Source organism: Amycolatopsis sp. NPDC004169, from assembly GCF_040610315.1.
GTDB lineage: Bacteria > Actinomycetota > Actinomycetes > Mycobacteriales > Pseudonocardiaceae > Amycolatopsis.
On record NZ_JBEXMD010000001.1, the window covers coordinates 133,434 to 159,402 of the forward strand.

Sequence of the window (25,969 nt, forward strand, 5' to 3'; positions counted from 1 at the left end):
CCCGCTTCCCCGGATCCGGCCGGTCCGGCCCCGCCCGGCGCTAGGATACGACCGTGCCCTCCCGCCTCCGTCCGCAGTCGCCTGCCGACGCGAAGCTGCCGCAGACGCCGGAGTCCTGGCTCCCGAACGAGCACAACCTCTACCGGCCCCGGCACAGCAGCCGCCAGCGCACGGCGCTGACCTGCGCGATCGTCTTCTTCCTCGCGCCGGTCCTGCTGTGGGTCGCGGGGGTGCAGCCGACCGCGTTCGAGAACCGGCCGCTGCGGCCGTTCCCGAGCCTCGGCGACGGCTGGAACTTCTTCCCGGAACTCACCGGCTGGGCCACCGACCACCTGCCGCTGCGCCAGGTCGGTGTCCAGGCGGCGGACCAGATCAGCACCGGCGTCTTCGGCGACCCGCCGGGGTCCGGCCAGGGCACCAACCACGGCACGGTCGGCGTCGACCAGGGCCAGTCCGGCACCGGTGACGTCCCCGGGTACGTCTACCCGCAGGTCATCCCGGGCAAGGACGGCTGGCTCTACCTCGGCGAGGACGTCAACGCGAAGTGCCGTCCGGTGATGGACCTCGACCACGTCGTCTCCGCGCTCCGGCGGCTGCGCGGGGCGGTCGAGAGCTCCGGCCGGAAGTTCGTGCTGGTCTTCGCGCCGGACAAGTACACCCAGGAGCCGTCACACCTGCCCGACGACTACGTCGGCAAGGCCTGCGCGCAGGCCAGGACCACCGCGTTCTGGAACCGGGTGCCGCGCGAGACGGGCGCGCTCGACCTGCGGCCCGCGCTCGCCGACGCCGAGCAGCGGCTGGGCCGGTCGCTCTACGACCCGAACGACACGCACTGGTCGTACGACGGCGGCCTCGTCATGACGTACGCGCTCGGCCAGGCGATCGCGCCCGGCAGCACGGTGAACTGGCGCGCGGCGCCGAACGGCGTCCGGCCGTGGCCCGCCGACCTCGCCCGGCTCCTCGGCCGCACCGAACAGCGCAGCCTCCCCACCTACAGCCTGTCCACCGACGGCGGCCAGGACCGCGCGCGCTACATCGCGAGCGACTTCCGGTCGCCGCTGCGCCTGACGCAGCCCGACGGGGCCCGGCCGGCCGGCTCGCTCCGGCCGAGCATCGGGATCGTGGCCGACTCCTTCACCCAGTTCGCCACGCCGTTCCTGGCCGCGACCTGCCAGGACGTCACCATCGTGCACAGCGACACCGTCGGGCAGAGCAACGTCGAGCAGCTCGCCGAGCTGTTCGCCGACCGGGACGTGGTGACGTTCGAGTTCGTCGAACGCAGTGTCACCGGCGGCTCTTCGGCGCTGCTGCGGGACCAGACGATCGACGAGCTGGCGAAGGCACTGGCCCGGCACCCGCGCTGACCTCGACGGCCGGACCGTCTCACATCGGTGACGACGGGGTGGTGGCCGCCGGCGGGTGAGCCCACCCGTGCACAATGACTGCGTGCGGCCCGGGTCTTCGGCCGCGAGGCAGCACGTTCGCATGGTTCGGGGACGACTACCCGAAGGGGGTACCAGGGGTGACCTGGCAGGAAGATCTGCGCAGGCTGGACGAGGAGCTCGCGGCCGGCAGCCTGACGGCGGACGAGTACCGGATCCGGCGCGATCGCGTGCTGAGCATGGCCGTCACGAACGCCGACGGTCCCCAGCAGGCACCCGCGCAGCCGTCGTCCCCCTCCGCCGCGGAGACGCAGATCATCCCGCCGGTGGCCCCGCCGGGGAAGCAGCCGGACTCGAGCGCCTCGGCCGAGGCCACCCAGATCGTCTCCTCGGCCGACGCGAGCGGCGAGCGCACCCAGGCCGTGCAGCCGTGGCAGCAGCAGAACTCCCCTTCGGGCGGGTTCCCGCAGCCGATGCCGCAGTACCAGCAGCCCTACAGCCAGCAGTCGCCCGCCGGCGGGTTCCCCGCGCCGCAGCACCCGCAGCAGAACCCGTGGGGCCCGGCCCAGCCGGATGCCGCCCCGCCGTGGGGCGGCTCGGACTTCCCGCCGGTGAACCCCTCGACCAACGCCGAGTGGATCAGCCAGGGCCCGGAGACGTTCCAGACCCAGCCGTCGTCCGGCAAGGGCAAGAAGATCGCCTTCGCCGCGCTCGGGCTGGTCGTGCTGGCGGGTCTCGGGTTCGGCGTCTGGGCGCTGTTCATCAAGGACAACGGCACCACCCCGGTCGCGCAGCAGAGCACCAGCCAGCAGCCGCCGCCGGTGCCGACGAGCAAGCCGCTGCCGGAACCGCCCGCCGCCAAGGCCGAGCCGAGCGACAACTCCTCGGCGCTGGCCACCCCGCCCGGCAAGACCCGGGCGGGCGGGGGCACGTTCGACATCGCCAAGCTGGAGGCGGCGAAGTTCCTGCCGACCACCGTCGTCGAGCGGCTCAAGACCGGCGGCATGACGGAAGGCCTGCTCAAGACCTCGACCGACGGTGACGTCACGCTCGGCCTGTACGCCCTCGAGATGCCGAACCCGCAGGCCGCCACGCCGGTCGCGCAGGAGTACGCGAACGCCCAGCAGGAAGGCGGCCTGACCGCCGCGCGCGACCTGTCGCTGCACGGCGTGCCGGTGTTCGCCACGCCCGACGGCGGCCAGCAGTACGTCTACCGCGCGGTGTACGTGCTGTACAGCCGCGTGATCATCGTCGACGCCTACGGCCCGGACAAGGACAAGGCGCTGGCTTCGTTCAAGACGCTGCTCAACTCGCAGGTGCAGAAGTCGCCGCCCACCGAGCGGACGAACAGCTGACATGACGCTGGAGAAGCGGCTCCGCCGGATCGTCAAGCGGTACGCGGTGGCCCGGAAGTCCTACGACGACCTGACCATCCGGGCGGACCGGCTGTCGGCGCGCTACGACCAGCTGTCCGCGCGCTACGAGAGCCTGATGAACCACCACGACGAGCTGCAGGCGCGGCACGCCGAGGTCCTCCAGGAGAAGCAGGCGTTCGAGGAGCAGTACCGCACCTGGGTGCCGCCGGGGCACTTCTACTCGCCGTTCGCGTCGAAGGAGGAGATCGGCGCCCGGGCGGCGTCGATGTTCGACATCGACGCCCGGCCCGCGGCGATCGACCTGCGGGAAGCGGAGCAGGTCGAGCTGTTCGGCGCCCTCGCCGACCTCGCCGGCGAGCTGCCGTTCACCGCCGAGCGCAGCGAGGAACACCGCTACTTCTACGAGAACACCGCGTACTCGTGGTCGGACGCGATCATCCTGCACACGATGCTGCGGCACCTGCGCCCGAAGCGGATGATCGAGGTCGGTTCGGGTTACTCGACGGCGATGACGCTCGACACCGCCGACGGATGGCTCCCGGAGCTGGAGCTGACCTGCGTCGAGCCGTACCCGCAGCTGCTGCAGAGCCTGTTCCGGCCCGGGGACGAGGACCGCGTCCGGGTGCTCGGCCAGGCGGTGCAGGACGTCCCGCTGGAGACGTTCGCCCAGCTGCAGGCCGGTGACGTGCTGTTCATCGACTCGACCCACGTGGTCAAGGCCGGCTCGGACGTCAACTACCTGTTCTTCGAGGTCCTCCCCCGGCTGAACGACGGCGTCTGGGTGCACGTCCACGACGTCTTCTTCCCGTTCGAGTATCCGATGGACTGGCTGGTGGAAGGGCGGGCGTGGCAGGAGGACTACCTGCTCCGCGCGTTCCTGATGTACAACCGGCGGTTCGAGATCCGCTGGTACCAGCAGTTCATGTGGGCCCACCACCGCGACCTGCTGGAAGGCCGCGTTCCCGAGCTGGCCGGCAACTCCGGCGGCAACATCTGGCTGCAGAAGGTCGCGGAATAGCCCGAAGGTGTGACTTCCGCCGTGTCGGTGAACGCCATCCCCCTCTCGGACGCCTACTGAGCAGAGCATCGGCCGGGAGAGGAGGCGCCGTGATCTGGATCTGCCTGGTCGGTGTCCTCGCCGTGGTGTTCCTGGTGCGCGCGGTCCGCGTCGTGCGCCGGGTCAGGCGGGGCGACGCGGTGTGACGAGCCCGGACTCGTAGGCCAGCACCACCAGCTGGGCGCGGTCGCGCGCGCCGATCTTCGTCATGATGCGGCTGACGTGCGTGCGCGCGGTCGCCGTGGAGATCACCAGGTGGGCGGCGATTTCGTCGTTCGACAGCCCGCCCGCGACCAGGCCGAGCACCTCGCGCTCGCGGTCGGTGATCTCGCGGACGGCGCCGGTGTCGATGCGCCGGTGTTCCGGGCGTCCGACGAATTCCTGGATCAGCCGGCGGGTGACGGTCGGCGCCAGCAGCGCCTCCCCGTCCGCGACGACCCGCAGCGCGCGCAGCAGCTCGACCGGCTCGGTGTCCTTCAGCAGGAACCCGCTGGCGCCGGCGCGCAGGGCTTCGTAGACGTACTCGTCGACGTCGAAGGTGGTCAGGACCAGCACCTTCGTCCCGGCGAGGTCGGGGTTCGCGGTGATCCGGCGGGTGGCTTCGAGGCCGTCGACACCGGGCATCCGGATGTCCATCACGACGATGTCCGGCTTGTGTTCGACCGCGCCGGCGACCGCCTGCTCGCCGTCGCCTGCCTCGCCGACGACCTCGAAGCCGTCCTCGGTCTCCAGCAGCACGCGGAACCCGGCGCGAACCAGGACCTGGTCGTCGGCCAGCAGGACGCGGATCATGCTTCCCCCTCGATCGGTAGCTCGATGCACACTTCGAAACCGCCCTCGACCGGCCCGGCGGTGCACCGGCCGCCGAGTGCGGCGGCCCGTTCGCCCATGCCCCGCAGCCCGTGGCCCGGCGTCGGCTGGGCGGTGCCGCGGCCGTCGTCGCGCACCCGCAGCGTGAACGTCCCCGGTCTTCGCTGGAACCGGACCTCGACGTGGTTCGCCTGGTCGGCGTGCCGGACGACGTTGGTCAGCGACTCCTGCAGGATCCGGTAGGCGGCCGCGTCCACCGGGGCCGGGAGGGTGCCGGGCTCGCCGTGGACCTCGACCGTGAGCCCGGCGTCGCGGGCGTGGTCCAGCAGCTCACCGGCCTGGGCGAGGCTCGGCGCGGGTGCCTTGTCCTGCCCCGAGCGCAGCACGGCCAGCGTGGCGCGCAGGTCGTTGAGCGCGGACGCGCTGGCCGCCTTGATGTTGAGCAGCGCCTCCTTCGCCTGCTCGGGCCGCCGGTCGGCGACGTGCGCGGCGACGCCGGCCTGGACGTTGATCATGGCGAGGCTGTGCGCGACGACGTCGTGGACCTCACGGGCGATGCGCAGGCGTTCCTGCTCGGCGAGCCGGTGGCGGTGCTCGTCAGCCTGCGCGCGACGGGCGGCGAGCGCGTCGAGCTGGTACCGGACGGCGGTGCCGATGCCGATCACCGCGATCAGCCAGACGACGAGGAACCCGGCGCCGACCGCCAGCGCGAACGACCCCGACGTCAGGAAGTGGGCCAGGAAGAGGACGCCGAGCGCGGAGGCACCGGTGATCCCGGCGGTGAGCGGGCCGCGCTGCCGGGTGAGCAGGAACAACGCGACGGTCGGGACGACGATGATCGGGCCGCCGGGCAGCCCGGAGGCGTAGTAGCCGAACGCGGACGCGGTGGTGACCAGGAAGATCGTGAGCGGGAAGCGGTGGACGGCCAGCAGCGTCAGCCCGGTGGCCACCAGCCACGCGGCCGCGAGCGGCGTCATCGGCGGAGCCCCGGGCTGCCAACGCGACGAACCGCTGGTCGCCCCGAGCACGAACACGGTGACGACGACGGTGCGCACCACGCGTCCCACCCAGGGCGGCCATCTCATGCCGCGAAAACTACCGGGCACGGCCGGTCCGCGCGTCCGCCCCGGAGCGCACGGCCGGCGTACGTCGTCAGGCGGCGACCTCTTCGCTCGTCACTAAACGCTACAGAGTTACCTGGCCCGGTGCCAACAAGGAATCTAAGGCCCTCTCGCAGCCCCGCCAGGTCAGAAATCGCAGGTGAAAGGGGGATTCACATGGCAAATGACTTGTGTTCACCCCGTCACAGTCAGTAGTTCTACAGGATGTTGCCAACAATCAGAATAACGGAGTGCAATTGCATCAGCGTACTAAGCAAATGTTGTGCACTAGCACACCAAGTAAAACATCAGTACCGGCGATACGCACCCAGACCCCAGGCCATCCGACCAGCAGCTTCACCCCAGGACGACCCACACCCGGAATTACTGCTCTCACCAGTCGGAATGGTGGTTCCATAATGACGGCCGATGTGTTTAGAGTGGCCCGACCGAACGCAAGGAATGATCCTCGCCTTGTAACGACGTCAATGATCGCTGCGACTTCGAAACTGGCGGCACTCGAGGGACTGGCCCCGGATGAGCAAGATCCAGGGCCAGCCAGGCTCAGGAGAAGATCCTGAGCACCCCGTCCACCGCCTGAGCGATGGCGACCACTACCTGCGCCACGGTCACCACGCGCCGGGCCTTCTGGGCCCGGCGCCCTTCACCGTGCTGAGATTCCTTCCGCTCCGAAGCGGGATCGTCTCCCTCCGGGACGGCGTCGTCGCCTTCGGAGTGGTGCTTGCCCATACCTGCGTTCTCCTATCTCTCGGTGTTCGACCCCCCGTACGGGACGCGGTCGAGCAACCGCCGAGACAGCACGCCGGTCGGCCAAAGCAACCAGACCTGAAGGTCCGGAACCTCAGAGCGCCGGCCCTCGCAGGAGGACCGGCTCGCGATTAGTGACGTTACGTAAGTGCGGCGATGATGGGAAATCGTTGGTGTGTGACCTGTATCACCATATTGACCCAGTCGAGCACTCTCGTCGGGCATAAGTGCAGCTCAGAGCGACGCTCGCGGCAAAAAGTGACAAAACCTGGTCAATCACATACCGCCACATTGGCCTCACCCGAACGCAGGCAAATAGTCCATCTGGGCGACCTGAAATAACCGGACGCTCATTACGTAAATGATTCAGGTTCCTGCGGGGCATTCAGTCGAACACGAGGGGCAGCTTCGCCGCGGTTTCCTCGTCGGCCGGGGTGTAGGTCGACATGGTGATCTCGGAGCGGCGGCCGTAGTAGAGGTAGGTGAAGTTGAACTGCAGCAGCCCGACGTCCGGGTGCAGGTAGCGCTTGGTGCGGATCGGCTCGGAGTTGACGTCGTGGTGCGGCCACAGCTCGGCGAACAGCGGCGACTCGGCCTTGAGCCGCTTGACCAGCTGCTTCCACGCCGGCTCGGCGACGTGGTCGGCCATCGCCGCGCGGAAGGAGGCGATCACGCGTGGGATGTTCGCGTCCCAGTCGAGCATCCGCCGGCGCCACTCGGGGTTGAGCAGGCACTGGACCAGGGTGTTCCGGTCGCCGAACGGGATGGCGTCGACGTCGCCCATCAGCCAGGTGTAGCCGCGGTTGTAGCCGAGCAGGTCGCAGCGGGCGTTGCGGATCGCGACCGGGTACGGCTCCAGCTTCTTCAGCATGAGCTCCATGGCCGGCGTGATGACCTGGCAGTCCTTTTCGCCCTCCGGCGCGGGCGCTCCGGCCAGCCGGAAGAGGTGGACGTGCTCGTGCGGGTCGAGCCGCAGCGTGCGGGCGATCGCCTGCAGGACCTGCTCGGACGCGTTGATGTCGCGACCCTGCTCGAGCCACGTGTACCAGGTGACCCCGACCCCGGCGAGCTGCGCGACCTCTTCGCGGCGCAGCCCCGGCGTCCGGCGGCGGCCGACGATCGGCAGGCCGACCTGCTCGGGCGTGATCCGCTCGCGACGGCTGCGCAGGAACCTGGCCAGCTCCTGGCGGCGCAGGTCGGATTCGACGGCGGTGGTCATGGTGCCAGGATGGCACGCTCCGGAAACTGGTACCAGGTAGTGCCTGGTACCTGGATAAACAACAACTGGTACCAGTTTCCCAGCGGGTCGATCGTAGTACCCATGACCACGACCTCCCTTGCGCCGAGCACCACCGGCGCCCTCGCCCGGCCGGGACTGACCCCCGCCGGCCTGGTCACGGTGCTGCTGGGGGCAGCACTGCCGATCATCGACTTCTTCATCGTCAACGTCGCACTGCCGACGATCGACGCCGATCTGCACGCGTCCACCGCCACCCTGGAGCTGGTGGTGGCGGCCTACGGCATCGCGTACGCGGTGCTGCTGGTGGTCGGCGGCCGCCTCGGCGACTCGTTCGGCAGGCGGCGGCTGTTCATCACCGGACTCTGGTTGTTCACACTGACGTCCCTGGCCTGCGGAATCGCCCCGACGGCCGGCACGCTGGTGGTGGCCCGCGCCGCGCAGGGGGCGGCGTCGGCCCTGCTGCTGCCGCAGGTGCTGTCGATCATCCAGGCGACGACGTCGGGCGAGCAGCGCTCACGCGCGCTCGGTCTGTTCGGCGCGACGGGCGGCATCTCGACGGTGGTCGGCCAGCTCCTGGGCGGCGGGCTGGTGGCGGCGGACCTGTGGGGCACCGGCTGGCGGCCGATCTTCCTGGTGAACGTCCCGATCGGCCTGGTGGTGCTGGTCATGTCCCGCAAGCTGCCGGAGAGCCGCGCGCACAACCCGCTGGGCGTCGACCGGCTGGGGACGGCGCTGCTGGCCGTGACGCTGCTGTCGTTGCTGGTCCCGCTGATGGAGGGCCGCGCACTGGGCTGGCCGGTGTGGACGATCGCGCTGCTGGTCGTGTCACCGTTTTCCGCGGCGGCTTTCGTCCACGTCGAGCGCCGGCTGGAGCGCCGGGGCGGGACGCCGTTGCTGCCGCCGTCGGTGATGAAGCTGCCGAGCGTCCGGCGCGGGCTGATGGTGGCGGTGCCGTTCTTCGGCGCGTTCGGTTCGTTCATGTTCGTGTTCGCGATGACGCTGCAGGAGGGCCTGCACTTCGGCCCGCTGGGCGCGGGCGGCGCGCTGACCCCGCTAGCGGTCGCGTACTTCACGGTGTCGATGCTGAGCAGCCGGTTGGTGGCGCGCTACGGCCAGAAGGTGGTCCCACTCGGCGGCGCGATCACGGCGCTGGGCATGGTGGCGCTGCTGTGCACGACGCTGTCGGCCTGGCCGCACGTGACGATCCTGGATCTGGCCCCGTCGATGGTGGCGATCGGCGTGGGCAACGCGCTGGCGATGACGACGTTGTTCCGGATCGTGCTGTCCCACGTGCCGACCGACCTGGCCGGGGTGGGGTCGGGCGTGATGACGACGAACCAGCAGACATCGCTGGCGCTGGGGGTGGCGACGCTGGGGAGCCTGTACGCGGCACTGTCGGGTTCGCTGGGTTCGCGCGACGCGTTCGTAGTGGTGATCGCCGTGGTGGCGGTCCTGGCAACGGTGGTCGCGATCACCGGACGGCGGCTGCCGGACCCCCGGGTGTGAGGGCGGAGAGGAAGGCGGACCACGCGGCCGGCGGCACTTCGAGTGCCCCCTTTCCCCGGCGGTGACCACGTGGTCACCGCCGGGGAAAATCTTGGAAGTTCACCCGTCGGAAAGTGCGGGCGCCGGACGACGATGTAAGCGTGACGGAACCTCGGGTGCGATCGGACCCGGCCTTCGCGCTGCTCGGGCTCTACGAGACCGCGCTGCCGGAGGTCTACGGGTACCTGCTGTCCCGGTGCGGTGATCGCACGCTTGCCGAGGAGCTCACCTCCGAGACCTTCCTCGGGGCGGTCGCCGCCTGTCGCAAGGAATACGCACCTCCAGTGAGCACCGGGTGGCTGATCGGCGTTGCCCGGCACAAGCTCGCCGACCACTGGCGGCGCAAAGAACGTGAGGAACGCGGGCTGCGGCTGGTCCACCACAGTGAACCGGACGTCGATGACCCCTGGGACGAGCAGCTCGACGCCCTGCGCGCGAGACAGGTGCTCGACTCACTGGGGCCGCACCACCGGGCCGCGCTGACGCTGCGGTACGTCGACGGCCTCGGGGTTCCCGAGGTCGCCGGCCACCTGGGGCGCAGTGTGCACGCCACCGAGGCGTTGCTCGTCCGGGCGCGGGCCGCGTTCCGGCGCACTTACCAGGAGAAGGAGGGTCGCGATGCCTGAGCCGTTCGACGCGCTGCGCCGTCCCTCCGAGCGGGTCGCACCCGACCCGGACTTCGCCGCCGAACTGCGTGACCAGCTGCGTCGCGCCATCCTGAACGGAGCCGACATGACCACCACCGAAGCGCCCGCGGCCGCCGCCGAACTGCGCTCGCTGACCCCTTACCTGGCCGTTTCCGACGCGCGGGCGGCGCTCGACTTCTACGTCGACGTCTTCGGCGCGGTCCGCCGCGGCGACCCGATCCTGATGGACGACGGCCGCGTCGGGCACGCGGAGCTGGCCATCGGCGACGCGGTGCTGATGCTCGCCGAGGAGTACCCCGAGATCGGGCACGTGGCGCCGCGTGAGGGTGGGGCGTCGGTGCGGGTCGAGGTGCCGGACGTCGACGCCAGCGTGGCCCGCGCGCTGGAGCTGGGCGCGACGCTGATCCGCGCGGTGAGCGACTCGCCGTACGGGCGCGGCGGCTCGTTCCGCGACCCGTTCGGCCAGCGCTGGCTGGTCTCGCAGGCGGCCACCCCGGCTGCGGGCCCGAAGCCCGCCCGGCATGGCGAAGCCATGTACTTCACCTTCCAGGTCCCGGAGGCCGAGCCGGCGAAGTCGTTCTACGGCGCGGTGCTCGGCTGGCAGTTCACGCCGGGCTCGGTGTCCGACGCGTGGGGGTTCGCCGGCCCCGGTCTCGAAGGCGGGCTGTGGGCAGGCGACCGGCAGGTCGGCTGGAAGCTGATGTACGCGGTGGACGACCTCGAGGCGGCCTTGGTGCGCGTCCGCGAGCAGGGTGGGCAGGCCGGGGAAGTCGAGAACCACCCGTACGGGACGACCGCTGACTGCACCGACAACCAGGGCATCGAGTTCTGGCTGTGGGAGAAGCCCTAACGCCCCGCCGCGTAGCCCTGCATTCCTCGCGCGTTCGCCGCCGCTCGCAGAAGGCCGTTGGTGCGGGAAACCGCCGACAAACGGCCCAGCGACCAGTCGCCCGCGTCCACTATCTGGTGGCCGCGGGCGCGGAGGGCGTCCAATGTGGACTTGCCCAGCCGCGACTCCAGCACCAGCTCGCGGGGGTTCCACGCGCGTGGGTAGAACGAGCTCGGGAACGCCGTGGTGTGCCAGGCCGGGGAGTCGATCGACTCCTGCAGGTTCAGGCCGCCGTACACGTGGGCCAGCCAGAAGCACAGCTGCCACTGGTCCTGCTGGTCGCCGCCCGGGGTGCCGAAGGCCAGGGTGGGGACTCCGGCTCGCAGGGCCAGCGACGGGGACAGCGTGATGCGCGGGCGCTTGCGCGGCTCCAGGGAATTCGGCAGGCCCTGCTCCAGCCAGAACATCTGGCCGCGGGAATCCAGGCAGAAGCCCAGCGACGGGATCGTCGGGCTCGACTGGAGCCAGCCGCCGGACGGGGTCAGCGACACCAGGTTGCCCGCCGCGTCGACGACGTCGAGGTGGACCGTGTCGCCGCGGGTCTGGCCCTGGGGGCCGACCGTCGGCTCGCCCGTGGCGCCGGCGCCCGCTTCGATGCCCTGCAGGGAGTCCAGGATGGCCGGGAGACGGGCCGGGCCGCGGGCGTCGCCGGGACGGAGCGAGGGGGACGCCGTGTCCGTGATCAGGGCGCGGCGGGCGTCCGTGTACGAGGGCGAAAGGAGCACGTCGAGGGGCACGTCGGTGTCGCCGTACCAGGCCTCGCGGTCGGCGAAGGCCAGCTTCGCCGCTTCGGTGGCCAGGTGCACCGTGCGTTCCGTCGGGATTCCCTCCACATAGGACAGCTCGTCGCGGAAGCCGTGCAGCAGCAACGCCTGCTGCAGCAGTGCTGGTCCCTGCGTCCAGCCGCCCATCTTGACCAGGCGCCAGTCGCCGACGTCGACGAACGCCGGGTCCTCGTACGTCGCCGACCACGAGGCCAGGTCGTCGCCGGTCAGCAGGCCCGCGTGGTCGCGGCCGGAGTCGTCGCGGAACGCGGTGCGGCTGAACGCATCGATCTCTTCGGCGACGAACCCCTGCGACCAGGCGCGGCGGCCCGCGTCGATCTGCGCCTCGCGCCCGGACGTGGACTCCGCTTCACGCAGCAGGCGTTCCCACGTCTCGGCCAGCGCCGGGTTCCGGTGCAGGCCGGCCGCGGGTTTGCCGTCCGGCATCCAGAGCGCCGCCGACGTCGGCCAGTGCTCGGTGAACAGCCGCGACACCGCCTGGATGGTGTCGCTGACCCGCGACACCAGCGGGACGCCGTTGCGGGCGTATCCGATCGCGTACTTCAGCACCTCGCGCAGCGGCTTCGTGCCGTAGTCGCGCAGCAGCAGGAGCCACGCGTCCCAGGCGCCCGGGACGGTCGCCGGGAGCAGGCCGCTGCCCGGGATGAGGTCCAGCCCGAGCGAGGCGAAGTGCGACGACGTGGCCCCCGCGGGCGACGGGCCCTGTCCGGCCAGCGCCCGCGGGGTCGGGTCGTCCGCCGTCACGAAGAGGCCGGGTACCTGCCCGGCCGGGCCGCACAGGTGCGGCTCGGCGACCTGCAGGACGAAGCCGGCGGCGACCGCCGCGTCGAACGCGTTGCCGCCGTCCTCCAGCACCGCCATCCCGGTGGCCGAAGCCAGCCAGTGCGTCGATGCCACCATCCCGAAGGTGCCGGTCAGCTCCGGCCTCGTCGTGAACATGCCCCGATAGTACGCAACGCTAACGAATTACCAAGTGGCCGGACGACGCCGCTCCGGCTCGTACGGCTGCGTGATGATTTCCATCCCGTTGCCGCCGGGATCGAGGAAGTAGACGCCACGGCCGCCGTGGTTGTGGTTGATTTCGCCGACCTGCTTCCCCATCGGATCGGCGTGGTAGGTCACGCCCGTTTCGACGAGCCGCGCGAACACGGCGTCGAAGTCGTCCTCCGGGATCAGGAAGCAGTAGTGCTGCAGGCGCAGGTCCTCTTCGGGGATGGTCGCGAAGTCCAGCCGGACGCCGTTGCGCGTCTCGACGGGGACGAACGGACCCCATTCCTCCCCGACTTCGAGGCCGAGCAGGTTCGCCAGGAATTCGGCGGATTCCCGGTTGTTCCGGGACGGGACGATCAAGTGGTTCAATTCAACGGAAACGGATACTGACACGGTTGAAATGCCTCCGGGGCACTCCCGCCACCTCCATGCCTCACCCAGCCGGTGACCGACACGCGATGCCGTGCTGATCACCCTAGCGGGCAGGACACCGTCAAGACACCTTGATTTTCGCCGCCGCCCGCGGCCGCCCGACGCCCTGCCAGGACAGCCCGGCGTCCACGATCACCCGCGGGTCGAGCAGGTTGCGCGTGTCGACGACGTCGATGCCCTCCATGAGTTCGGCCATCGCCGCCCAGTCGAGGTGCTTGAACTCGGCCCATTCGGTCAGCACGACGACGGCGTCCGCGTCCTTCGCGACCTGGTAGGCGTCGTCGACGACGGTCATCCCGGCGATCTCGCCGTCGACCGCCGGGTCGTAGGCGATCAGCTCGGCACCCAGCGCGCACAGCACCGACGAGACGGCGAGCGCGGGCGAGTCGCGCAGGTCGTTGGTGCCCGCCTTGAAGGTCAGGCCCAGCACGCCGATCCGGGCGCCGGCCAGCGTCCCGCCGACCGCGCCGGCGATCTTCGCGACGATCCGGTCACGCTGGGCGAGGTTCTCGTCGATGGCCGAGGTCAGCATGGTGAAGTCATAGTTCACCGACTCGGCCACCTTGACCAGCGCGCTGGTGTCCTTGGGCAGGCAGGAGCCGCCCCAGCCCGGGCCGGGCTTGAGGAACGTCCGCCCGATCCGGCGGTCGTAGCCCATCCCCTCGGTGACGAGCTCGATGTCCGCGCCGAGCCGTTCGCACAGCTCGGCGATCGAGTTGACGTAGGACAGCTTGAGCGCGAGGTAGCAGTTGGCCGCGTACTTCACCAGCTCCGCGCTCGCCGCGTCGGCGACGACGACCGGCGCGTCGAGCTCGGCGTACAGCTCACCGACCCAGCGCGCGGCCGCCAGGTCGTCCGAGCCGACGACGATCCGGTCCGGGCCCAGGAAGTCGGCGACCGCGGTGCCTTCGCGGAGGAACTCGGGGTTCGACACCACCGGCACGTCGGTGCGGCCGACCAGCTCCCGGATCCGCTTCGACGTGCCGACCGGCACGGTCGACTTGGTGACCAGCGCACAGCCGGCGGGCAGGACGTCCTTGATCTCGGCGGCGACGGCTCCGACCGCGCGCAGGTCGGCGGAACCACCCGCGCCCATCGGCGTCGGGACGCAGAGGAACACCGCCTGCGCGTGGCGCACCGCCTCCCGCGCGCCGACGACGAACTGGAGCCGCCCGGCCGCGAGCCCGCGGTCGACCAGGTCGGCGAGGCCGGGTTCGAGGATGTCGACGCGGCCGGCGGCCAGCCGCGAGACCTTCGCGCGGTCGACGTCCACGCAGGTCACGAAATGCCCGAGACTCGCCAGGCACGCCCCCGTGGTCAAGCCGACGTATCCGGTTCCTACCACCACGATGCGAGCTGGCGTCATGCTGCTGAAGGTCTCAGCCGGACGTGACCACCGCGCTAACGGAAACAGACGGGCCCGGAAGCGGTGAGCGAAGACACGAACCCCGCCGATGCGAACGAGCGTTAACCTGGGTCGGCGAATCGGACCAGGCGAAGGGAACGGCACAGATGCAGATCACGGACACGGCGGCGCTCGTCACGGGCGGCGCGTCGGGCCTCGGCGGGGCCACGGCCAAGGCGCTCGCGGCCAAGGGCGCGCGGGTGTTCGCGCTGGACCTGGCGTCGTCCATCGAGAAGGCCGAGCAGATCGACGGCATCACCTACGTCGAGGCCGACGTCACCGACGTCGAGCAGGTCGAGGCGGCCGTCGCGACGGCCGCGGGCTCCGGCGTGCCGCTGCGGACCGTGGTGAACTGCGCCGGCATCGGTCCGTCCGCGCGGATCCTGTCCAAGAAGGGCCGCCACGACCTCGCGCTCTACGCGAAGGTCATCCAGATCAACCTCGTCGGCACGTTCAACGTGCTGACCATCGCCTCCGAGGCGATCGCCAAGACCGAGCCGCTCGAAGACGACGCCCGCGGCGTCATCATCAACACCGCGTCGATCGCCGCGTTCGACGGCCAGATCGGGCAGGTCGCCTACTCGTCGTCCAAGGGCGGCGTCGTCGGCATGACCCTGCCGGCCGCCCGCGACCTGGCTTCGCACGGCATCCGCGTGCTGACCATCGCGCCGGGCATCGTCGACACCCCGATGCTCGCCACGGTCAGCGACGAGTTCCGCGCGTCGCTCGCGGCCGGCGTCCCGTTCCCGAAGCGGCTCGCGCGGCCGGACGAGTACGCGCAGCTCGCGCTGTCGCTGATCGACCACGACTACCTGAACGGCGAGGTCGTCCGGATGGACGGCTCGCTGCGGATGGCCCCGCGCTGACCCACCCCGCCGGGGCACGGGCTCGTGCCCCGGCGGTCGTGGCTCAGCGGGTCAGCCGGACCTCCAAGCCGATGCCGTCGGCCGTGATCGAGCAGCCGCCGAACGCGCTCTCCGCGGCCAGCGTCTCGAACTGGGCGGCCGTGAACGCGCGGCGGCGCAGCCACCCGAGCGTCTGCCGGACGGTGAACCCGGCGACCACGCCGACGTGCATGCCGGCGACCTCGCGGTCGATGTCCGCGCCGGTGGCCTCGTGGTTGAGGTCGTGGATCACCGCGTAGCCACCCGGCCGCAGCACGCGGTGCATCTCGTTCAGCGCCGTCACCGGCTGCCGGAAGTTCTTGAACGCGGCCTGGCAGACCAGGAAGTCGAACGACTCAGCGGCGAAGGGCGCGTGCGTGATGTCGCCCTGGCGGAAGTCGACGTCCGGGCCGTTCTCCCTGGCGATTTCCACCATCGTGTGACTGATGTCCAGCCCGGTGACGCGGAAGCCGCGCTTCGCCAGCTCGACGGCGAAGAAGCCGGGGCCGGGCGCCACCTCGAGGACCTCGGCGCCCTCCGGCCAGCCCGCGGTGACCTGGGCCGCCTGCCGCCGGTACTGCGCGAGCTGGGCCTCGGTGCCGCGGTTCTTGGCGTACCAGCGGGCCTGGAACCCCTCCATCTCGGGCAATTTGTGCTTGCGGGTCGTCTCCATGGATCTCTCCTCTTCGGTTGAGCCGAACCGAAGAGCCACCCGGTTATCCTTGCGGTGCCACCTCGTGACCGGGCGTGCTCGGTTCGGGGTCGAGGACCCCGGGCGGTGTGCCAGCACCTCCCGGGGTCCGTGCTATTTCTCCACGAGCTCCCCGAAGTCGTCGGGGAGCTCGCCGGTCTCGTGGAAGCGCCGCCAGGCGTCGATGCCCGGCAGGGTGCCGCTGGTCAGTTCGTCGAGGAAACCGCGCACCCAGCGCGCCTCAGCCTCCGTCATCGCGATGTCGTACTCGACCTCGATCAGGAAGATCCGCGGCATCAGCGGCCGCAGCTGCTCCAGCACCGCCCGCTGCTTCCCGGCCCGCTCGTCGAGCCGGGCGAGCCGCTCCCGCAGCTTGCTGATCGCCTGGTCCGGCCCGAGGACGCCGATCAGCGACAGCCCGGAGCGGAACCGCGGCGGCTCCGGGTCGAGCGTGCCGACGAGCTCGCGGACCCAGTCCTCGAACTCCGCGCGGCCGGCCGGGGTGATCCGGTAGACGGTCCGCTCGGGGCGGCCGCCGTCCTTCACGCTGCCGACGGCCTCGACGAAGCCGTGTTTCTCCAGGTTGGCGACGACGGTGTAGAGCGAGCCCCACTTGATCGGCAGGTCCTCGTCCTTGCCGCGTTCCTTGAGCACGGTCGCCATCTCGTACGGGTGCATCGGGCGTTCCGATACGACGGACAGCACGGCCAGGCCCAGCAGGTTGCCGACCTTCCGCCGCTTCATGCTCGACTCCTCGTCTACGAATACTCGTACACGAGTATTACGCAGGACGTGTCAGCAGGCAAGTGTCTTAGTCGACAAAACACCTCAGAGGTCGAACATGTACGGCACTTCGGCCTGGGCCCGCGCGTCGATCCACTCGCGCAGCGCCCGCGTCGCGAGGACGTCGTCCTCGTTGTAGCGCAGGAGCCGTTCGCGCTGGTCGTCGTCCGGCTTCTCGCCGTCCATGCCCACGGCGTCGCGGTACCAGCGCATCGACGCCTCGCCGCCGGCCTCCGGGTCGCGCCAAGAGAAGCCGGCCACCGGCGCGATCACCTTCAGGCCCTTGCCGTGGGAGCACAGGAACTGGTCGGTGACACTGCGGAAGAGGTCCACCCACTGCTCGGAATCCACAAAGGACTGGATGTCCTTTTTCGACGGGACGCCGGGGTGGTCGCCGAACCGCTCGACCGAGCCGAAGAGCCAGCGGTTCTCGGCGAGCGCGTTGTAGCAGTAGGCGCGGAAGGTCAGGCCCGCCGCTTCGGTGCGCTCGCGGACGTCGGTGAGCCAGGCCCAGAACTCGGCGAAGGAGCGGGCTTCGTCGTCGGTGGGCAGCGGGTCCCACGTCGCGAAGGCGCGGTAGCCCTGCGGGACGCCGATGTCGGCGCCGCTGAGCAGGCAGCCCCAGAGGTACGCGCCGGCGTCGCCGAAGCTCTCCATGTCGACGTCGACCTCGACGTCGGCGCGCGGCACCTCGACCCGGCCGACCCGGCGGACCAGCGTCAGGTCGGCCAGCCAGGCCCGGGCGAGCACGACGGCGTCCGGGAAGCTGACGCCGGTCCAGTTCACCTCCGGCGATTCGCCTGCCGGGTCGAGCGCGGCCAGCTTGTCCACAGTGGACACGCCGGCCCGGCGCAGCTCGACGGCGTCCTCGCCGCGCACGACCAGGCTGACGTCGCGGGTTTCGTTCAGCACGACCTCGCAGGTCGGCCACCACGGGCAGCGCCGGCACTCCAGCACGCGCGACGGCTCGGCGAGCGGCTCCTCCCCGTTCGCGGCGGCGGTCGCGATGGCCAGCCGGTCGGCGAAACGGGCCTGGTACTCGGTGAGCGCGGTGCGCCCGCCCGGCCAGGTGGCGGCGGTGAGGTCGTGCCAGACGACGACGTCGGCGTCGAGGCCGATCACGCCGCCGAGGGCGTGGCTCTCGTCGGCCTGCCCGAGCGTCTGCAGCATGCGGCGGACGTGCACGAGCCGGAGCTGGTCACGCGGCTGCGACCGGACCTTGCGGCCTTCGTCGGCCTTGCGGTGCCCCGGGTCGAGGTCGGTCAGCTCGGTGACGACGGCGCCGGCACCGCGGTCGGTGATGCGGTGGCGCACGACGAGCACCGGGACGTACCCGCGGCCGCTGCGGACGAGCAGGTCGACGCCGCCGCGCCGGTGCCCGGCCGGGTCGACCGGCAGCAGCGCGCCCCAGATGTAGCGGGCGCCGTCGGCGAAGGCCTGCAGCGTCTGCTCGACGCGCTCGTGGGCGGGCAAGTCCCGGTCGATCTTCACCCAGTGGTCGTCGTTGGCGGCCACCAGCCGGGCGGCGATGTCCTCGCGGTGGGCGGTGGCGTCGGCGATCCGCTGCTGCGCGGTGGGGTCCGGCGGCGAGAGCGGGACCTCGCGCATGGCGGGATCGTGCTCGAGGTGCACGCGGCGACGGCAGCGGCTGACCGCACCCGCGTCGAGTACCACCTCGGTGTTCATGGAGATCACTCTAGATTCCCACGGCCGAGCCGACATGCCCGCCACCCAGGCGACCAGTAAGTTCGACGTCGACACGTCGCAGGAGGTGCCATGGCGCGCAAGGCCAAGGTCGAGGGTGAAGCCAGGTTCACCCCTAAGAGGGCGAAGAACGCGGTCGCGGTGGCCAAGGTGCTCGGCCCGGCGGTGCTCCCCGTGGCGGCACCGCTGGCGGTGCGAGCGGCCGGCGCGGCCAGGGAGGCGTACGACCGCTACCAGGCGCGCAAGCTGGGTGTCTCGGTCGACCGGCTGGGCGAGTACACCGGCCGGGGCGCGGCGCTGCACGCACGAATCGCGGGGGTGGCCGACGGCTGCCGCGACCTGCAGAAGTCGGAGAAGGCTTCGGAGGCGGACCGGGAGTTCGCGCGGGACGCGATGGGAACGCTGGAGCAGCTGTCGGCATCGGTCCGGGCGGCGGAGCGGATGCCGGCGGCGCGACGGAAGTCGGTGCACCGGGCGGTGGCCGGGGAGCTGGAGCGGCTCGAGGGGCAATTGCTGAACCGGCTCGGCCTCTGACAGCACCGGCCGGCACCGCAAAACTGTCGGTGCCGGCCGGTAGCGTAGAGAACGGGGGGGGGCGCCCCCGCGGGCTACTGGATGAAGCCCTTCTTGACCATCCAGTCGTGGGCGACCTTGCCCGCGTCCTTGCCGTCGACGTCGACCTGCTTGCACAGCTCGACCATCTGCTCGTTGTCGATCGCCGCGGTCACCTTCTCCAACGGGCCGCGGACCTCCGGGTGCTGCTTCAGCCACTCCGTTCGGAGCGTGGCCACCGCGTTGTACTGGGGGAACGCTTTCTTGTCGTCCTCCAAAACCCGCAAATTCAGCCCGGAGATCCGGCCGTCCGTGGTGAAGACCTCGCCCACCGGGCAGGTTCCGCTCGCCACCGCCGAATAGATCGTTCCGATGCCGAAGTTCTTCACCGTCGGGTTCTGGAAGCCGTACGCCTTCACCGCCGCCGGGAAGCCGTCCTGGCGGCTGGTGAACTCCGTCTCCAGGCAGAACACCGCCTGGTCCGGCTTCTGCTTGATGAACGCCGCCAGGTCCGACGTCGTCTTCAGGTTGTTGGCCGCGCCGTACTTCTCCGTCACCGCGAACGCGTACTGGTCGTTCAGCGGCGAATAGTTGAGCCAGGTGACGCCGAACTTCTCCTCGTCCGCCTTGGCCGTCGCCTCGTACTGGGCCTTCTCGCCGCCCGGGACCGGGAGCTCGTTGCCCTGGTAGTTGATCCAGCCCGTGCCCGTGTACTCCCACGTCACGTCCGTCTGACCCGACAGCAGCGCCTGCCGCGACGAGTTCGACCCCTTGATGTCCGACAGGTCCACGACGTCCGCGCCCGCGGCTGTCAGGGCCATCTCGGCCATGTACGCCAGGATGATGTTCTCGGTGAAGTCCTTCGACCCCACCGTCACCTTCACCCCCTGCAGGGCCGGGATCGGCTGGATCGAGCCGGGTTTGATGTCGTACGGGACCGCCTGGTTGACCGTCAGCCCGCAGGACGACAACGTCACGCCCAGCAGCGCCACGACGGCCAGTCGCCGGAGTTTCATCGCAGTCCCTTCGGTCCGAAGTACTGTTCGGCGACCGCGCCCAGCCAGTCGACCAGCAGGGCCAGCGCGACGGCCAGCACCGAGCCGGTCACCAGCACCGGGGTCAGGTTCAGCTTGTAGCCGGTGTCGATGAGCAGGCCGAAGCCGCCGGCGTTGACGAACATGCCGAACGTCGCCGTGCCCACCGCCAGCACCAGGGACGTGCGGAGGCCGGCCAGGATCAGCGGGACGGCCAGCGGGAGCTCGACGCGCCACAGCACCGCGCCCGCCGACATCCCGATGCCGCGGCCGGCGTCGATCAGGGCCGGGTCCACCTGCTGGATGCCGACCATCGTGTTCCGCAGCACCGGCAGCAGCGAGTAGAACGCCAGCGGCAGCGCCGCCACCCAGATCCCGCCGGTCGAGCCGGTGATGATGAACCACAGCACCAGCACGCCCAGCGCCGGCGCGGCCTGGCCGATGTTGGCGACGGCCAGGAAGATCGGCGCCAGGAACCGCGCCCACGGCCGGGTCACCAGTATCCCGAGCGGCACCGCGACCAGCACCACGATCGCCGTCACCACGAGCGTCATCAGCAGGTGGTCCCACAACGCCGTGAGCAGCGTGGACGCGTTGAGCGTCTCCTTCTCCGTCGCGTTCAGCCCGCTGGAGAACACCGAAACCAGCGTCACCGCGACGATCACCAGCACGGCGACCGGCTGGGCGAACAGCCGGACGCGTTCGGCGCGCCGCGAGCCGGACTCGGTGCTGAAGCCGGTGTCGACGGCCGCCGTCATGCGGGCACCTCTTCACCGTTCGTGTGCTCGTCGCGCAGCTGCTGGATGGTCGCGATCACCGTGTCCAGCTGGATGGTGCCCGCGTACTCGCCGCGCGCGCCGGTGACCGGCACCGACCCGCCCTCGGCGAGCATCGCCTCGAGCGCGTCCTGCAGCGTCGACTGCAGGCTGACGATGTCGCGCAGCGGCTTGCCGAGGTCGGCCAGCGACGTCGCCGACGTGAGCTCCCGGACGTGCACCCACCGCGTCGGACGGCGGCGCGCGTCCAGCACCAGCGCGAAGTGCTTGCGCGACGACTGGAGCTTCTCCCGCACCGAAGCGGGCGACTCGTCGACGGTCACGGTGAGCGCGTCCTGCTGCAGTTCGACGTCGCGGACGCGCAGCAACGTCAGCTGCTTCAGCGACGCGCCCGCGCCCACGAAGCCCGCGACCGTGTCGTCGGCCGGGTTCGCCAGGATCGCTTCCGGGGTGTCGTACTGCAGGATCGTCGACTGGTTGCCGAGCACCGCGATCTTGTCGCCCAGCTTCACGGCCTCGTCGAAGTCGTGCGTGACGAACACGATCGTCTTCTTCAGCTCGCTCTGCAGCCGCAGCAGCTCGTCCTGCAGGTTGCCGCGGGTGATCGGGTCGACCGCGCCGAACGGCTCGTCCATCAGCAGCACCGGCGGGTCCGCGGCCAGGGCCCGCGCCACGCCGACGCGCTGCTGCTGGCCGCCGGAGAGCTGGCGCGGGAAGCGGTCGCGGAAGTCGGCCGGGTCGAGCCCGACCAGGTCCATCATCTCCTCGACCCGGTCGTTGACCTTCTTCTTGTCCCAGCCGAGCAGGCCCGGCACCACCGCGATGTTCTGCGCGACGGTGAAGTGCGGGAACAGCCCGGCCTGCTGGATGGCGTAGCCGATGCGACGGCGCAGCGTGTCGACGTCGAGCTTCAGCGCGTCCTCGCCGCCGATGGTGATCCGGCCGGACGTCGGCTCGATCAGCCGGTTGATCATCCGCATGGTCGTGGTCTTGCCGCAGCCGGACGGGCCGACGAAGACGACGATCTTGCCGGCGGGCACGACCATCGAGAAGTCGTCGACCGCCGGGGTGCGGGTGCCGGGGTAGCGCTTGGTCACGTGCGCGAGCTCGATCTCGACGCCGGAGACTTCCTCGTTCTCAGCCACGGACACCCCTAGAGACGGTCAAGCGCTTGATCAGGACGTAGACGCCGTCGAGCAGCAGGGCGAGGATGACCACCCCGACCGTGCCGGTGACGGCTTGGTTGAGGGAGTTCGTGCTCCCCGCGTTCGTGAGCCCGGAGAAGACTTCAGCGCCGAAGCCGGGGCCCTTCGCGTAGGCGGCGATCACGGCGATGCCCATCAGCATCTGCGTGGCCACCCGCATGCCGGTGAGGATCGCCGGCCAGGCCAGCCGCAGCTCGACCCGGGTGAGCACGCCGAAGCGGCTCATCCCGATGCCGCGCGCGGCGTCGGTGACCGCCGGGTCGACGCCGTCGAGCCCGACGATGGTGTTCCGGACGATCGGCAGCAGGCCGTAGAGCACCAGCGCGATCACGGCGGTCGTCGGGCCGAGCCCCGAAATCGGGATCAGCAGGCCCAGGAGTGCGAACGACGGGACCGTCAGGATCGTGCTCGCCAGCGCCGTGGCCACCGCCGAGCCGATCGGGCTGCGGTAGACCGCGACCCCGATCAGCACGCCGAGGACCGCGGCGATGATCGTGCACTGCACCACCATGCTGGTGTGCAGGTAGGCCTCCAGCCACAGCTTGCTCGCCCGGTCGGAGATGTAGTCGAAGAGGTTCATCCGTGTCCGCTCTCCCGCCCTTCGCGCCGGCCCTTCACCCGAACGGGCTAGTTCCTGACCGACGGCTCAGTACCCACGCAACAACTGTTCGAAACCCCCTGTCTCCGGCCCACCGTGGCCCAGTCGGCCCGGATCGGCAACAGATCGCCTGAACCACGGCGGCCCGGGGCCCGTGAACTCGGTGTGTGCTCACTTCACGGGATCACACGCTCACGCCGGAGCAGGTCCCTTAGGCTGCTCCTCATGAGCGATCCGGCACGGCGTCCCGCCGTGCTCGGCGCTACCCGTGGGATATTGCTGGCCGTGAGCGCGGGCACGCTCTCCGTCACGGCACACCGGATCGCCGACGGCGGCCTGCCGGACCCGGCGATGACCGTCCTGCTCACCGGGCTGTTCGGCTGGACCGCGGCCGCGCTCGCCCGCAAGGCGCGCGGGCCGGTCGCCACGATCGCCCTGCTCGGCGCCGCCCAGCTGGTGATGCACCTGCTGCTCACCACGCTCGCCGGCCACCACGACATGTACGCCGTGCCCGGGCCGAGCGGGCTCGCCATGACCCTCGCGCACGCCGTCGCCACGGTGCTCACCGCGCTGCTGCTCGCCCACGCGGACACGATGCTGCTCACGGTGCTGGCCGTGCTGCGCGCGATCCTGCCGCGGCTGCTCACCCCGCTGCCGGTGCCGTCCGCGGCGCCCGCGCTCGTCCCGGCCCGCGCGGCCGGTCCGGACCACCTCGTCGGCGTCGACCTGCGCCGGATCCGCGGGCGGCGCGGCCCGCCCGCTCACTCCTGAAACCCAGCTCGTCCCCCGAACCAGCGGACCCCCGAGTCCGCTGTCCCTTCTTGTGTTCATCAGGAGTGAACCCATGTCCCAGCACGTCTTCAAGCGCGCCGGTTTCCTCGCCGCCACCGTCGGTGTCGCCGGTCTCCTCGGCACGGGCGTCGCGTCCGCGCACGTCACCGCCAACGTCTACGGCCCGCAGCCCACGAAGGGCGGCTACGCGGCGATCGTCTTCCGCGTGCCCAGCGAGGAGAAGGACCCCGTCACCACGACGAAGGTCGTCGTCGACTTCAAGGCGGACTACGGCATCGGCTCGGTGCGGACCAAGCCGGTCCCCGGCTGGACCGCCCAGGTGACGAAGTCGAAGCTGCCCGCCCCGATCACCAAGGACAACGGGACGCAGATCACCGAAGCCGTCACCGCGGTCACCTGGACCGCGCAGCCGGGCAGCGAGCTCAAGGCCACCGACTACCAGGAGTTCTCGGTGAGCTTCGGCCCCCTGCCGAACGTGGACCAGGTCGAGTTCCCGGCCCACCAGACCTACAGCGACGGCAAGGTCGTCGACTGGAACCAGGCGACCCCGCCCGGCGGCGAGGAGCCGGAGCACCCGGCCCCGGCCGTGAAGCTGGCCGCCAAGTCCGAAGGCGACGAGCACGGCATGGCCGCGAACACCGCCACCACCACCGGGGAGCACACTGAAGCCGCGGCGGCGTCCGACAGCACGGCCCGCTGGCTCGGCGGGGCAGGCCTGCTCGTCGGCGCCATCGGCCTCGGCGTCGGGGCCGGCGCGACCATCCGGGCCCGCAAGGCCACGGCCAAGTCGGGAGGCAACAGCTAAATGCGCGGTGTGCTCGTCGCGCTGGCGTTGACCGCGGTGGCCGTGCTCGGCACGGCCACCCCGGCGCTGGCGCACAACGTGCTGATCTCCTCGGACCCGGCGAACGGCTCGTCCGTGGCCGCCGGCCCGGCGAAGCTCAGCCTGACCTTCGACCAGTACGTGCAGGGCGCGGACGTCAACCAGATCGCGGTGACCGGACCCGGCGGCGGCCAGTGGGCCGAGGGGCCGATCACCGTGGTGAACAACGTCATCAGCGCGCCACTGCGGCCACTCGGGCCGGCCGGGAAGTACACCGTCGGCTACCGGGTGCTGTCCGCGGACGGCCACCCGGTGACCGGGGAGCTCAGCTTCACCCTGACCGCGGCGGGCACCGGCACGCCGGCGACCGTCGACGCGGCCCGGTCGCCGGGCGGCTCCTCGTCGGCGGCGCCGCAGTCGTCGTCCACCGGGGTGCCGATCTGGGTCTGGATCGCCGGCGCCGTCGTGCTGCTGGCCATCGGGCTGACGGTGGCCCTGCGCTCCGGCGGCAAGATCGAAGAGAAGAACTGATGACCCAGGCCGAGACCGCCGCGAAACCCCGTTATTCGACGCTGCTCTGCGTCGTGACGGCGGGCCTGCTCGGCGCCCTGATCGGCGTCGCGCTCATGTCCACCACGCCGGTACCCGGCGTGGTGGAGCCCAGCGCGGTGGTCTCGGCGGCCATCCCGGTCGTCCGGGTCCTGCTCGACCTGGCCGCGGTCACCACCATCGGGCTCGCGCTGCTGTCCGTGCTCGTCGGCTACGACCGGCCGAAGCTGACCGAGCCGGTGATGCGGCTGGCCCGCCCGGCGGGAGTCGCGGCGGCGCTGGTCTGGGCGACGGCCGCGGTGGTCGCGCTGATCCTGCAGACCGCGGAGTACAAGCCGGGCTCGCCGACGCTGGCGGCGTCCGACATCGGCCGGTACATCGCCGACGTCGGCGCCGGGAAGGCGCTCGTCATCGTCGCCGTGCTGGCGCTGGTCCACGCCGGGATCGGCGCGCTGGCGCTGCGGTTCGGCGAGAAGGTGCCCGCCGAGGTCCGCGTCGGGCTCGGCCTGTTCGCGCTGCTGCCGCTGCCGGTCACCGGGCACGCGTCGAACTGGAACTACCACGACTACACGATGATCTCGATGGAGCTGCACGTCATGAGCGCCGTCGCCTGGACCGGCGGGCTCGGCGCGATGACCGTGCTCCTGGTGGCGAACCGGACGCTGCTGGCGCACGCGCTGCCGCGGTTTTCGAAGCTCGCGACGCTCTGCCTGGTCCTCTCGGCGGCGACCGGGCTGTTCAACGGACTGGTCGAGATCTCGCTCAACCCGACCATCGGCTTCTGGGCGGCCGTCTTCACGACGCCGTACGGGCAGCTGCTCGTGCTGAAGCTCGTCTGCACCGGCGTCATCGCGGTGCTGGGAGCGAACGTCCGCTGGCGCCTGATGCCGCGGATCGTCCGGCACGACCGGACGGCACTCGCCGCGTGGGCGACGCTCGAGCTGACCGTGATGGGCCTGGCGTTCGGGTTCGCCGTCGTGCTGACGCGGGCGCCGGTCGTCGCGTCCTGATCGTCGTCTCCGCAGGTGAGAGCCGGTTGGACGTCACGGCGAGTAGCTGCAACTTGCGCATTGGAATGAGCGGTGACCCATTAGGGGCGACCGGTCGGACCGAACTTTCTACCCAGAGCGGGCCGCCTTTCGGATACGACGA

26 protein-coding genes are annotated in these 25,969 nt (G+C 70.8%); 12 read left to right on the forward strand and 14 right to left on the reverse strand.

Annotated features, from left to right (window positions below; all coding sequences use genetic code 11):
• Positions 1-53: 53 nt before the first annotated feature.
• From ABZX11_RS00640 to ABZX11_RS00650, 3 genes are all read left to right on the forward strand, one after another.
• A complete protein-coding gene (locus ABZX11_RS00640) occupies positions 54-1,364 on the forward strand; it encodes a hypothetical protein (protein WP_254897045.1) in 1,311 nt (436 codons plus the stop codon).
• Between the two features lie 158 nt (positions 1,365-1,522).
• Complete coding sequence (locus tag ABZX11_RS00645) at positions 1,523-2,737, forward strand: DUF1707 domain-containing protein (protein WP_176173745.1); 1,215 nt, start codon at positions 1,523-1,525, stop codon at positions 2,735-2,737.
• 1 nt (position 2,738) lies between these two features.
• The gene (locus tag ABZX11_RS00650) at positions 2,739-3,776 is read left to right on the forward strand and encodes a class I SAM-dependent methyltransferase (RefSeq protein WP_176173746.1); all 1,038 of its coding nucleotides are present in this window, start codon (positions 2,739-2,741) and stop codon (positions 3,774-3,776) included.
• Between the two features lie 162 nt (positions 3,777-3,938).
• On the opposite strand, the gene ABZX11_RS00655 is transcribed toward ABZX11_RS00650, so the two are convergent.
• From ABZX11_RS00655 to ABZX11_RS00670, 4 genes are all read right to left on the reverse strand, one after another.
• Complete coding sequence (locus ABZX11_RS00655) at positions 3,939-4,607, reverse strand: response regulator transcription factor (RefSeq protein WP_176173747.1); 669 nt, start codon at positions 4,605-4,607, stop codon at positions 3,939-3,941.
• Positions 4,604-5,710 (reverse strand): sensor histidine kinase, encoded by a 1,107-nt coding sequence (locus ABZX11_RS00660; RefSeq protein ID WP_354908584.1) that lies wholly within the window; start codon positions 5,708-5,710, stop codon positions 4,604-4,606. Before ABZX11_RS00660 ends, ABZX11_RS00655 begins: the two co-directional genes overlap by 4 nt.
• Before the next feature lie 579 nt (positions 5,711-6,289).
• A complete protein-coding gene (locus ABZX11_RS00665) occupies positions 6,290-6,475 on the reverse strand; it encodes a hypothetical protein (RefSeq protein WP_354908586.1) in 186 nt (61 codons plus the stop codon).
• A gap of 403 nt (positions 6,476-6,878) precedes the next feature.
• On the reverse strand, positions 6,879-7,712 hold the full coding sequence (locus tag ABZX11_RS00670; protein ID WP_176173749.1) for a helix-turn-helix transcriptional regulator: 834 nt from the start codon (positions 7,710-7,712) through the stop codon (positions 6,879-6,881).
• Positions 7,713-7,814: 102 nt separating this feature from the next.
• Between ABZX11_RS00670 and ABZX11_RS00675 the strand changes: the two genes are divergently transcribed.
• The 3 genes from ABZX11_RS00675 to ABZX11_RS00685 all read left to right on the forward strand — a co-directional run bounded on the left by ABZX11_RS00675 (position 7,815) and on the right by ABZX11_RS00685 (position 10,775).
• Positions 7,815-9,239 (forward strand): MFS transporter, encoded by a 1,425-nt coding sequence (locus ABZX11_RS00675; RefSeq protein WP_354908588.1) that lies wholly within the window; start codon positions 7,815-7,817, stop codon positions 9,237-9,239.
• Between the two features lie 140 nt (positions 9,240-9,379).
• Positions 9,380-9,904: a sigma-70 family RNA polymerase sigma factor gene (locus ABZX11_RS00680; protein ID WP_354908591.1), complete on the forward strand. Its 525-nt coding sequence runs from the start codon at positions 9,380-9,382 to the stop codon at positions 9,902-9,904.
• On the forward strand, positions 9,897-10,775 hold the full coding sequence (locus ABZX11_RS00685; RefSeq protein ID WP_354908593.1) for a VOC family protein: 879 nt from the start codon (positions 9,897-9,899) through the stop codon (positions 10,773-10,775). Before ABZX11_RS00680 ends, ABZX11_RS00685 begins: the two co-directional genes overlap by 8 nt.
• On the opposite strand, the gene ABZX11_RS00690 is transcribed toward ABZX11_RS00685, so the two are convergent.
• The 3 genes from ABZX11_RS00690 to ABZX11_RS00700 all read right to left on the reverse strand — a co-directional run bounded on the left by ABZX11_RS00690 (position 10,772) and on the right by ABZX11_RS00700 (position 14,387).
• The gene (locus ABZX11_RS00690; protein WP_354908596.1) at positions 10,772-12,538 is read right to left on the reverse strand and encodes a gamma-glutamyltransferase; all 1,767 of its coding nucleotides are present in this window, start codon (positions 12,536-12,538) and stop codon (positions 10,772-10,774) included. The genes ABZX11_RS00685 and ABZX11_RS00690 overlap by 4 nt on opposite strands.
• A gap of 27 nt (positions 12,539-12,565) precedes the next feature.
• The gene (locus ABZX11_RS00695) at positions 12,566-12,949 is read right to left on the reverse strand and encodes a VOC family protein (protein WP_254897048.1); all 384 of its coding nucleotides are present in this window, start codon (positions 12,947-12,949) and stop codon (positions 12,566-12,568) included.
• A gap of 133 nt (positions 12,950-13,082) precedes the next feature.
• On the reverse strand, positions 13,083-14,387 hold the full coding sequence (locus ABZX11_RS00700; protein WP_354908598.1) for a UDP-glucose/GDP-mannose dehydrogenase family protein: 1,305 nt from the start codon (positions 14,385-14,387) through the stop codon (positions 13,083-13,085).
• Positions 14,388-14,533: 146 nt separating this feature from the next.
• On the opposite strand from ABZX11_RS00700, the gene ABZX11_RS00705 reads away from it, so the two are divergent.
• Positions 14,534-15,292, forward strand: a complete 759-nt coding sequence (locus ABZX11_RS00705) for an SDR family NAD(P)-dependent oxidoreductase (protein WP_176173757.1) — start codon at positions 14,534-14,536, stop codon at positions 15,290-15,292.
• Positions 15,293-15,335: 43 nt separating this feature from the next.
• Here the strand turns inward: ABZX11_RS00705 and ABZX11_RS00710 are convergent, their stop codons facing one another.
• The 3 genes from ABZX11_RS00710 to ABZX11_RS00720 form a co-directional block, all read right to left on the reverse strand.
• On the reverse strand, positions 15,336-15,983 hold the full coding sequence (locus ABZX11_RS00710) for a class I SAM-dependent methyltransferase (RefSeq protein WP_354908602.1): 648 nt from the start codon (positions 15,981-15,983) through the stop codon (positions 15,336-15,338).
• A gap of 132 nt (positions 15,984-16,115) precedes the next feature.
• Complete coding sequence (locus tag ABZX11_RS00715; RefSeq protein WP_354908605.1) at positions 16,116-16,745, reverse strand: PadR family transcriptional regulator; 630 nt, start codon at positions 16,743-16,745, stop codon at positions 16,116-16,118.
• A gap of 84 nt (positions 16,746-16,829) precedes the next feature.
• Positions 16,830-18,470 carry a TM0106 family RecB-like putative nuclease gene (locus ABZX11_RS00720; protein WP_354908607.1) on the reverse strand — a complete coding sequence of 547 codons (1,641 nt, stop codon included), beginning with the start codon at positions 18,468-18,470 and terminating at the stop codon, positions 16,830-16,832.
• Positions 18,471-18,560: 90 nt separating this feature from the next.
• Between ABZX11_RS00720 and ABZX11_RS00725 the strand changes: the two genes are divergently transcribed.
• Positions 18,561-19,022, forward strand: a complete 462-nt coding sequence (locus ABZX11_RS00725) for a DUF6474 family protein (RefSeq protein ID WP_354908610.1) — start codon at positions 18,561-18,563, stop codon at positions 19,020-19,022.
• Positions 19,023-19,096: 74 nt separating this feature from the next.
• Here the strand turns inward: ABZX11_RS00725 and ABZX11_RS00730 are convergent, their stop codons facing one another.
• The 4 genes from ABZX11_RS00730 to ABZX11_RS00745 are packed head-to-tail and all read right to left on the reverse strand — an operon-like array spanning position 19,097 to position 22,635.
• On the reverse strand, positions 19,097-20,056 hold the full coding sequence (locus ABZX11_RS00730; RefSeq protein WP_354908612.1) for a glycine betaine ABC transporter substrate-binding protein: 960 nt from the start codon (positions 20,054-20,056) through the stop codon (positions 19,097-19,099).
• A complete protein-coding gene (locus tag ABZX11_RS00735) occupies positions 20,053-20,832 on the reverse strand; it encodes an ABC transporter permease (protein ID WP_176173763.1) in 780 nt (259 codons plus the stop codon). Before ABZX11_RS00735 ends, ABZX11_RS00730 begins: the two co-directional genes overlap by 4 nt.
• Positions 20,829-21,995: an ATP-binding cassette domain-containing protein gene (locus ABZX11_RS00740; protein WP_176173764.1), complete on the reverse strand. Its 1,167-nt coding sequence runs from the start codon at positions 21,993-21,995 to the stop codon at positions 20,829-20,831. Before ABZX11_RS00740 ends, ABZX11_RS00735 begins: the two co-directional genes overlap by 4 nt.
• Positions 21,988-22,635, reverse strand: a complete 648-nt coding sequence (locus ABZX11_RS00745; protein ID WP_176173765.1) for an ABC transporter permease — start codon at positions 22,633-22,635, stop codon at positions 21,988-21,990. Before ABZX11_RS00745 ends, ABZX11_RS00740 begins: the two co-directional genes overlap by 8 nt.
• Before the next feature lie 294 nt (positions 22,636-22,929).
• Between ABZX11_RS00745 and ABZX11_RS00750 the strand changes: the two genes are divergently transcribed.
• From ABZX11_RS00750 to ABZX11_RS00765, 4 genes are all read left to right on the forward strand, one after another.
• On the forward strand, positions 22,930-23,424 hold the full coding sequence (locus ABZX11_RS00750) for a hypothetical protein (RefSeq protein WP_354909185.1): 495 nt from the start codon (positions 22,930-22,932) through the stop codon (positions 23,422-23,424).
• Positions 23,425-23,497: 73 nt separating this feature from the next.
• Positions 23,498-24,250: a YcnI family protein gene (locus ABZX11_RS00755; RefSeq protein ID WP_176173766.1), complete on the forward strand. Its 753-nt coding sequence runs from the start codon at positions 23,498-23,500 to the stop codon at positions 24,248-24,250.
• The gene (locus tag ABZX11_RS00760) at positions 24,251-24,799 is read left to right on the forward strand and encodes a copper resistance CopC family protein (protein WP_176173767.1); all 549 of its coding nucleotides are present in this window, start codon (positions 24,251-24,253) and stop codon (positions 24,797-24,799) included. It begins immediately after the preceding gene.
• Positions 24,799-25,827 carry a CopD family protein gene (locus ABZX11_RS00765; RefSeq protein ID WP_354908617.1) on the forward strand — a complete coding sequence of 343 codons (1,029 nt, stop codon included), beginning with the start codon at positions 24,799-24,801 and terminating at the stop codon, positions 25,825-25,827. The genes ABZX11_RS00760 and ABZX11_RS00765 overlap by 1 nt, the downstream gene beginning before the upstream one ends.
• Positions 25,828-25,969: the final 142 nt, after the last annotated feature.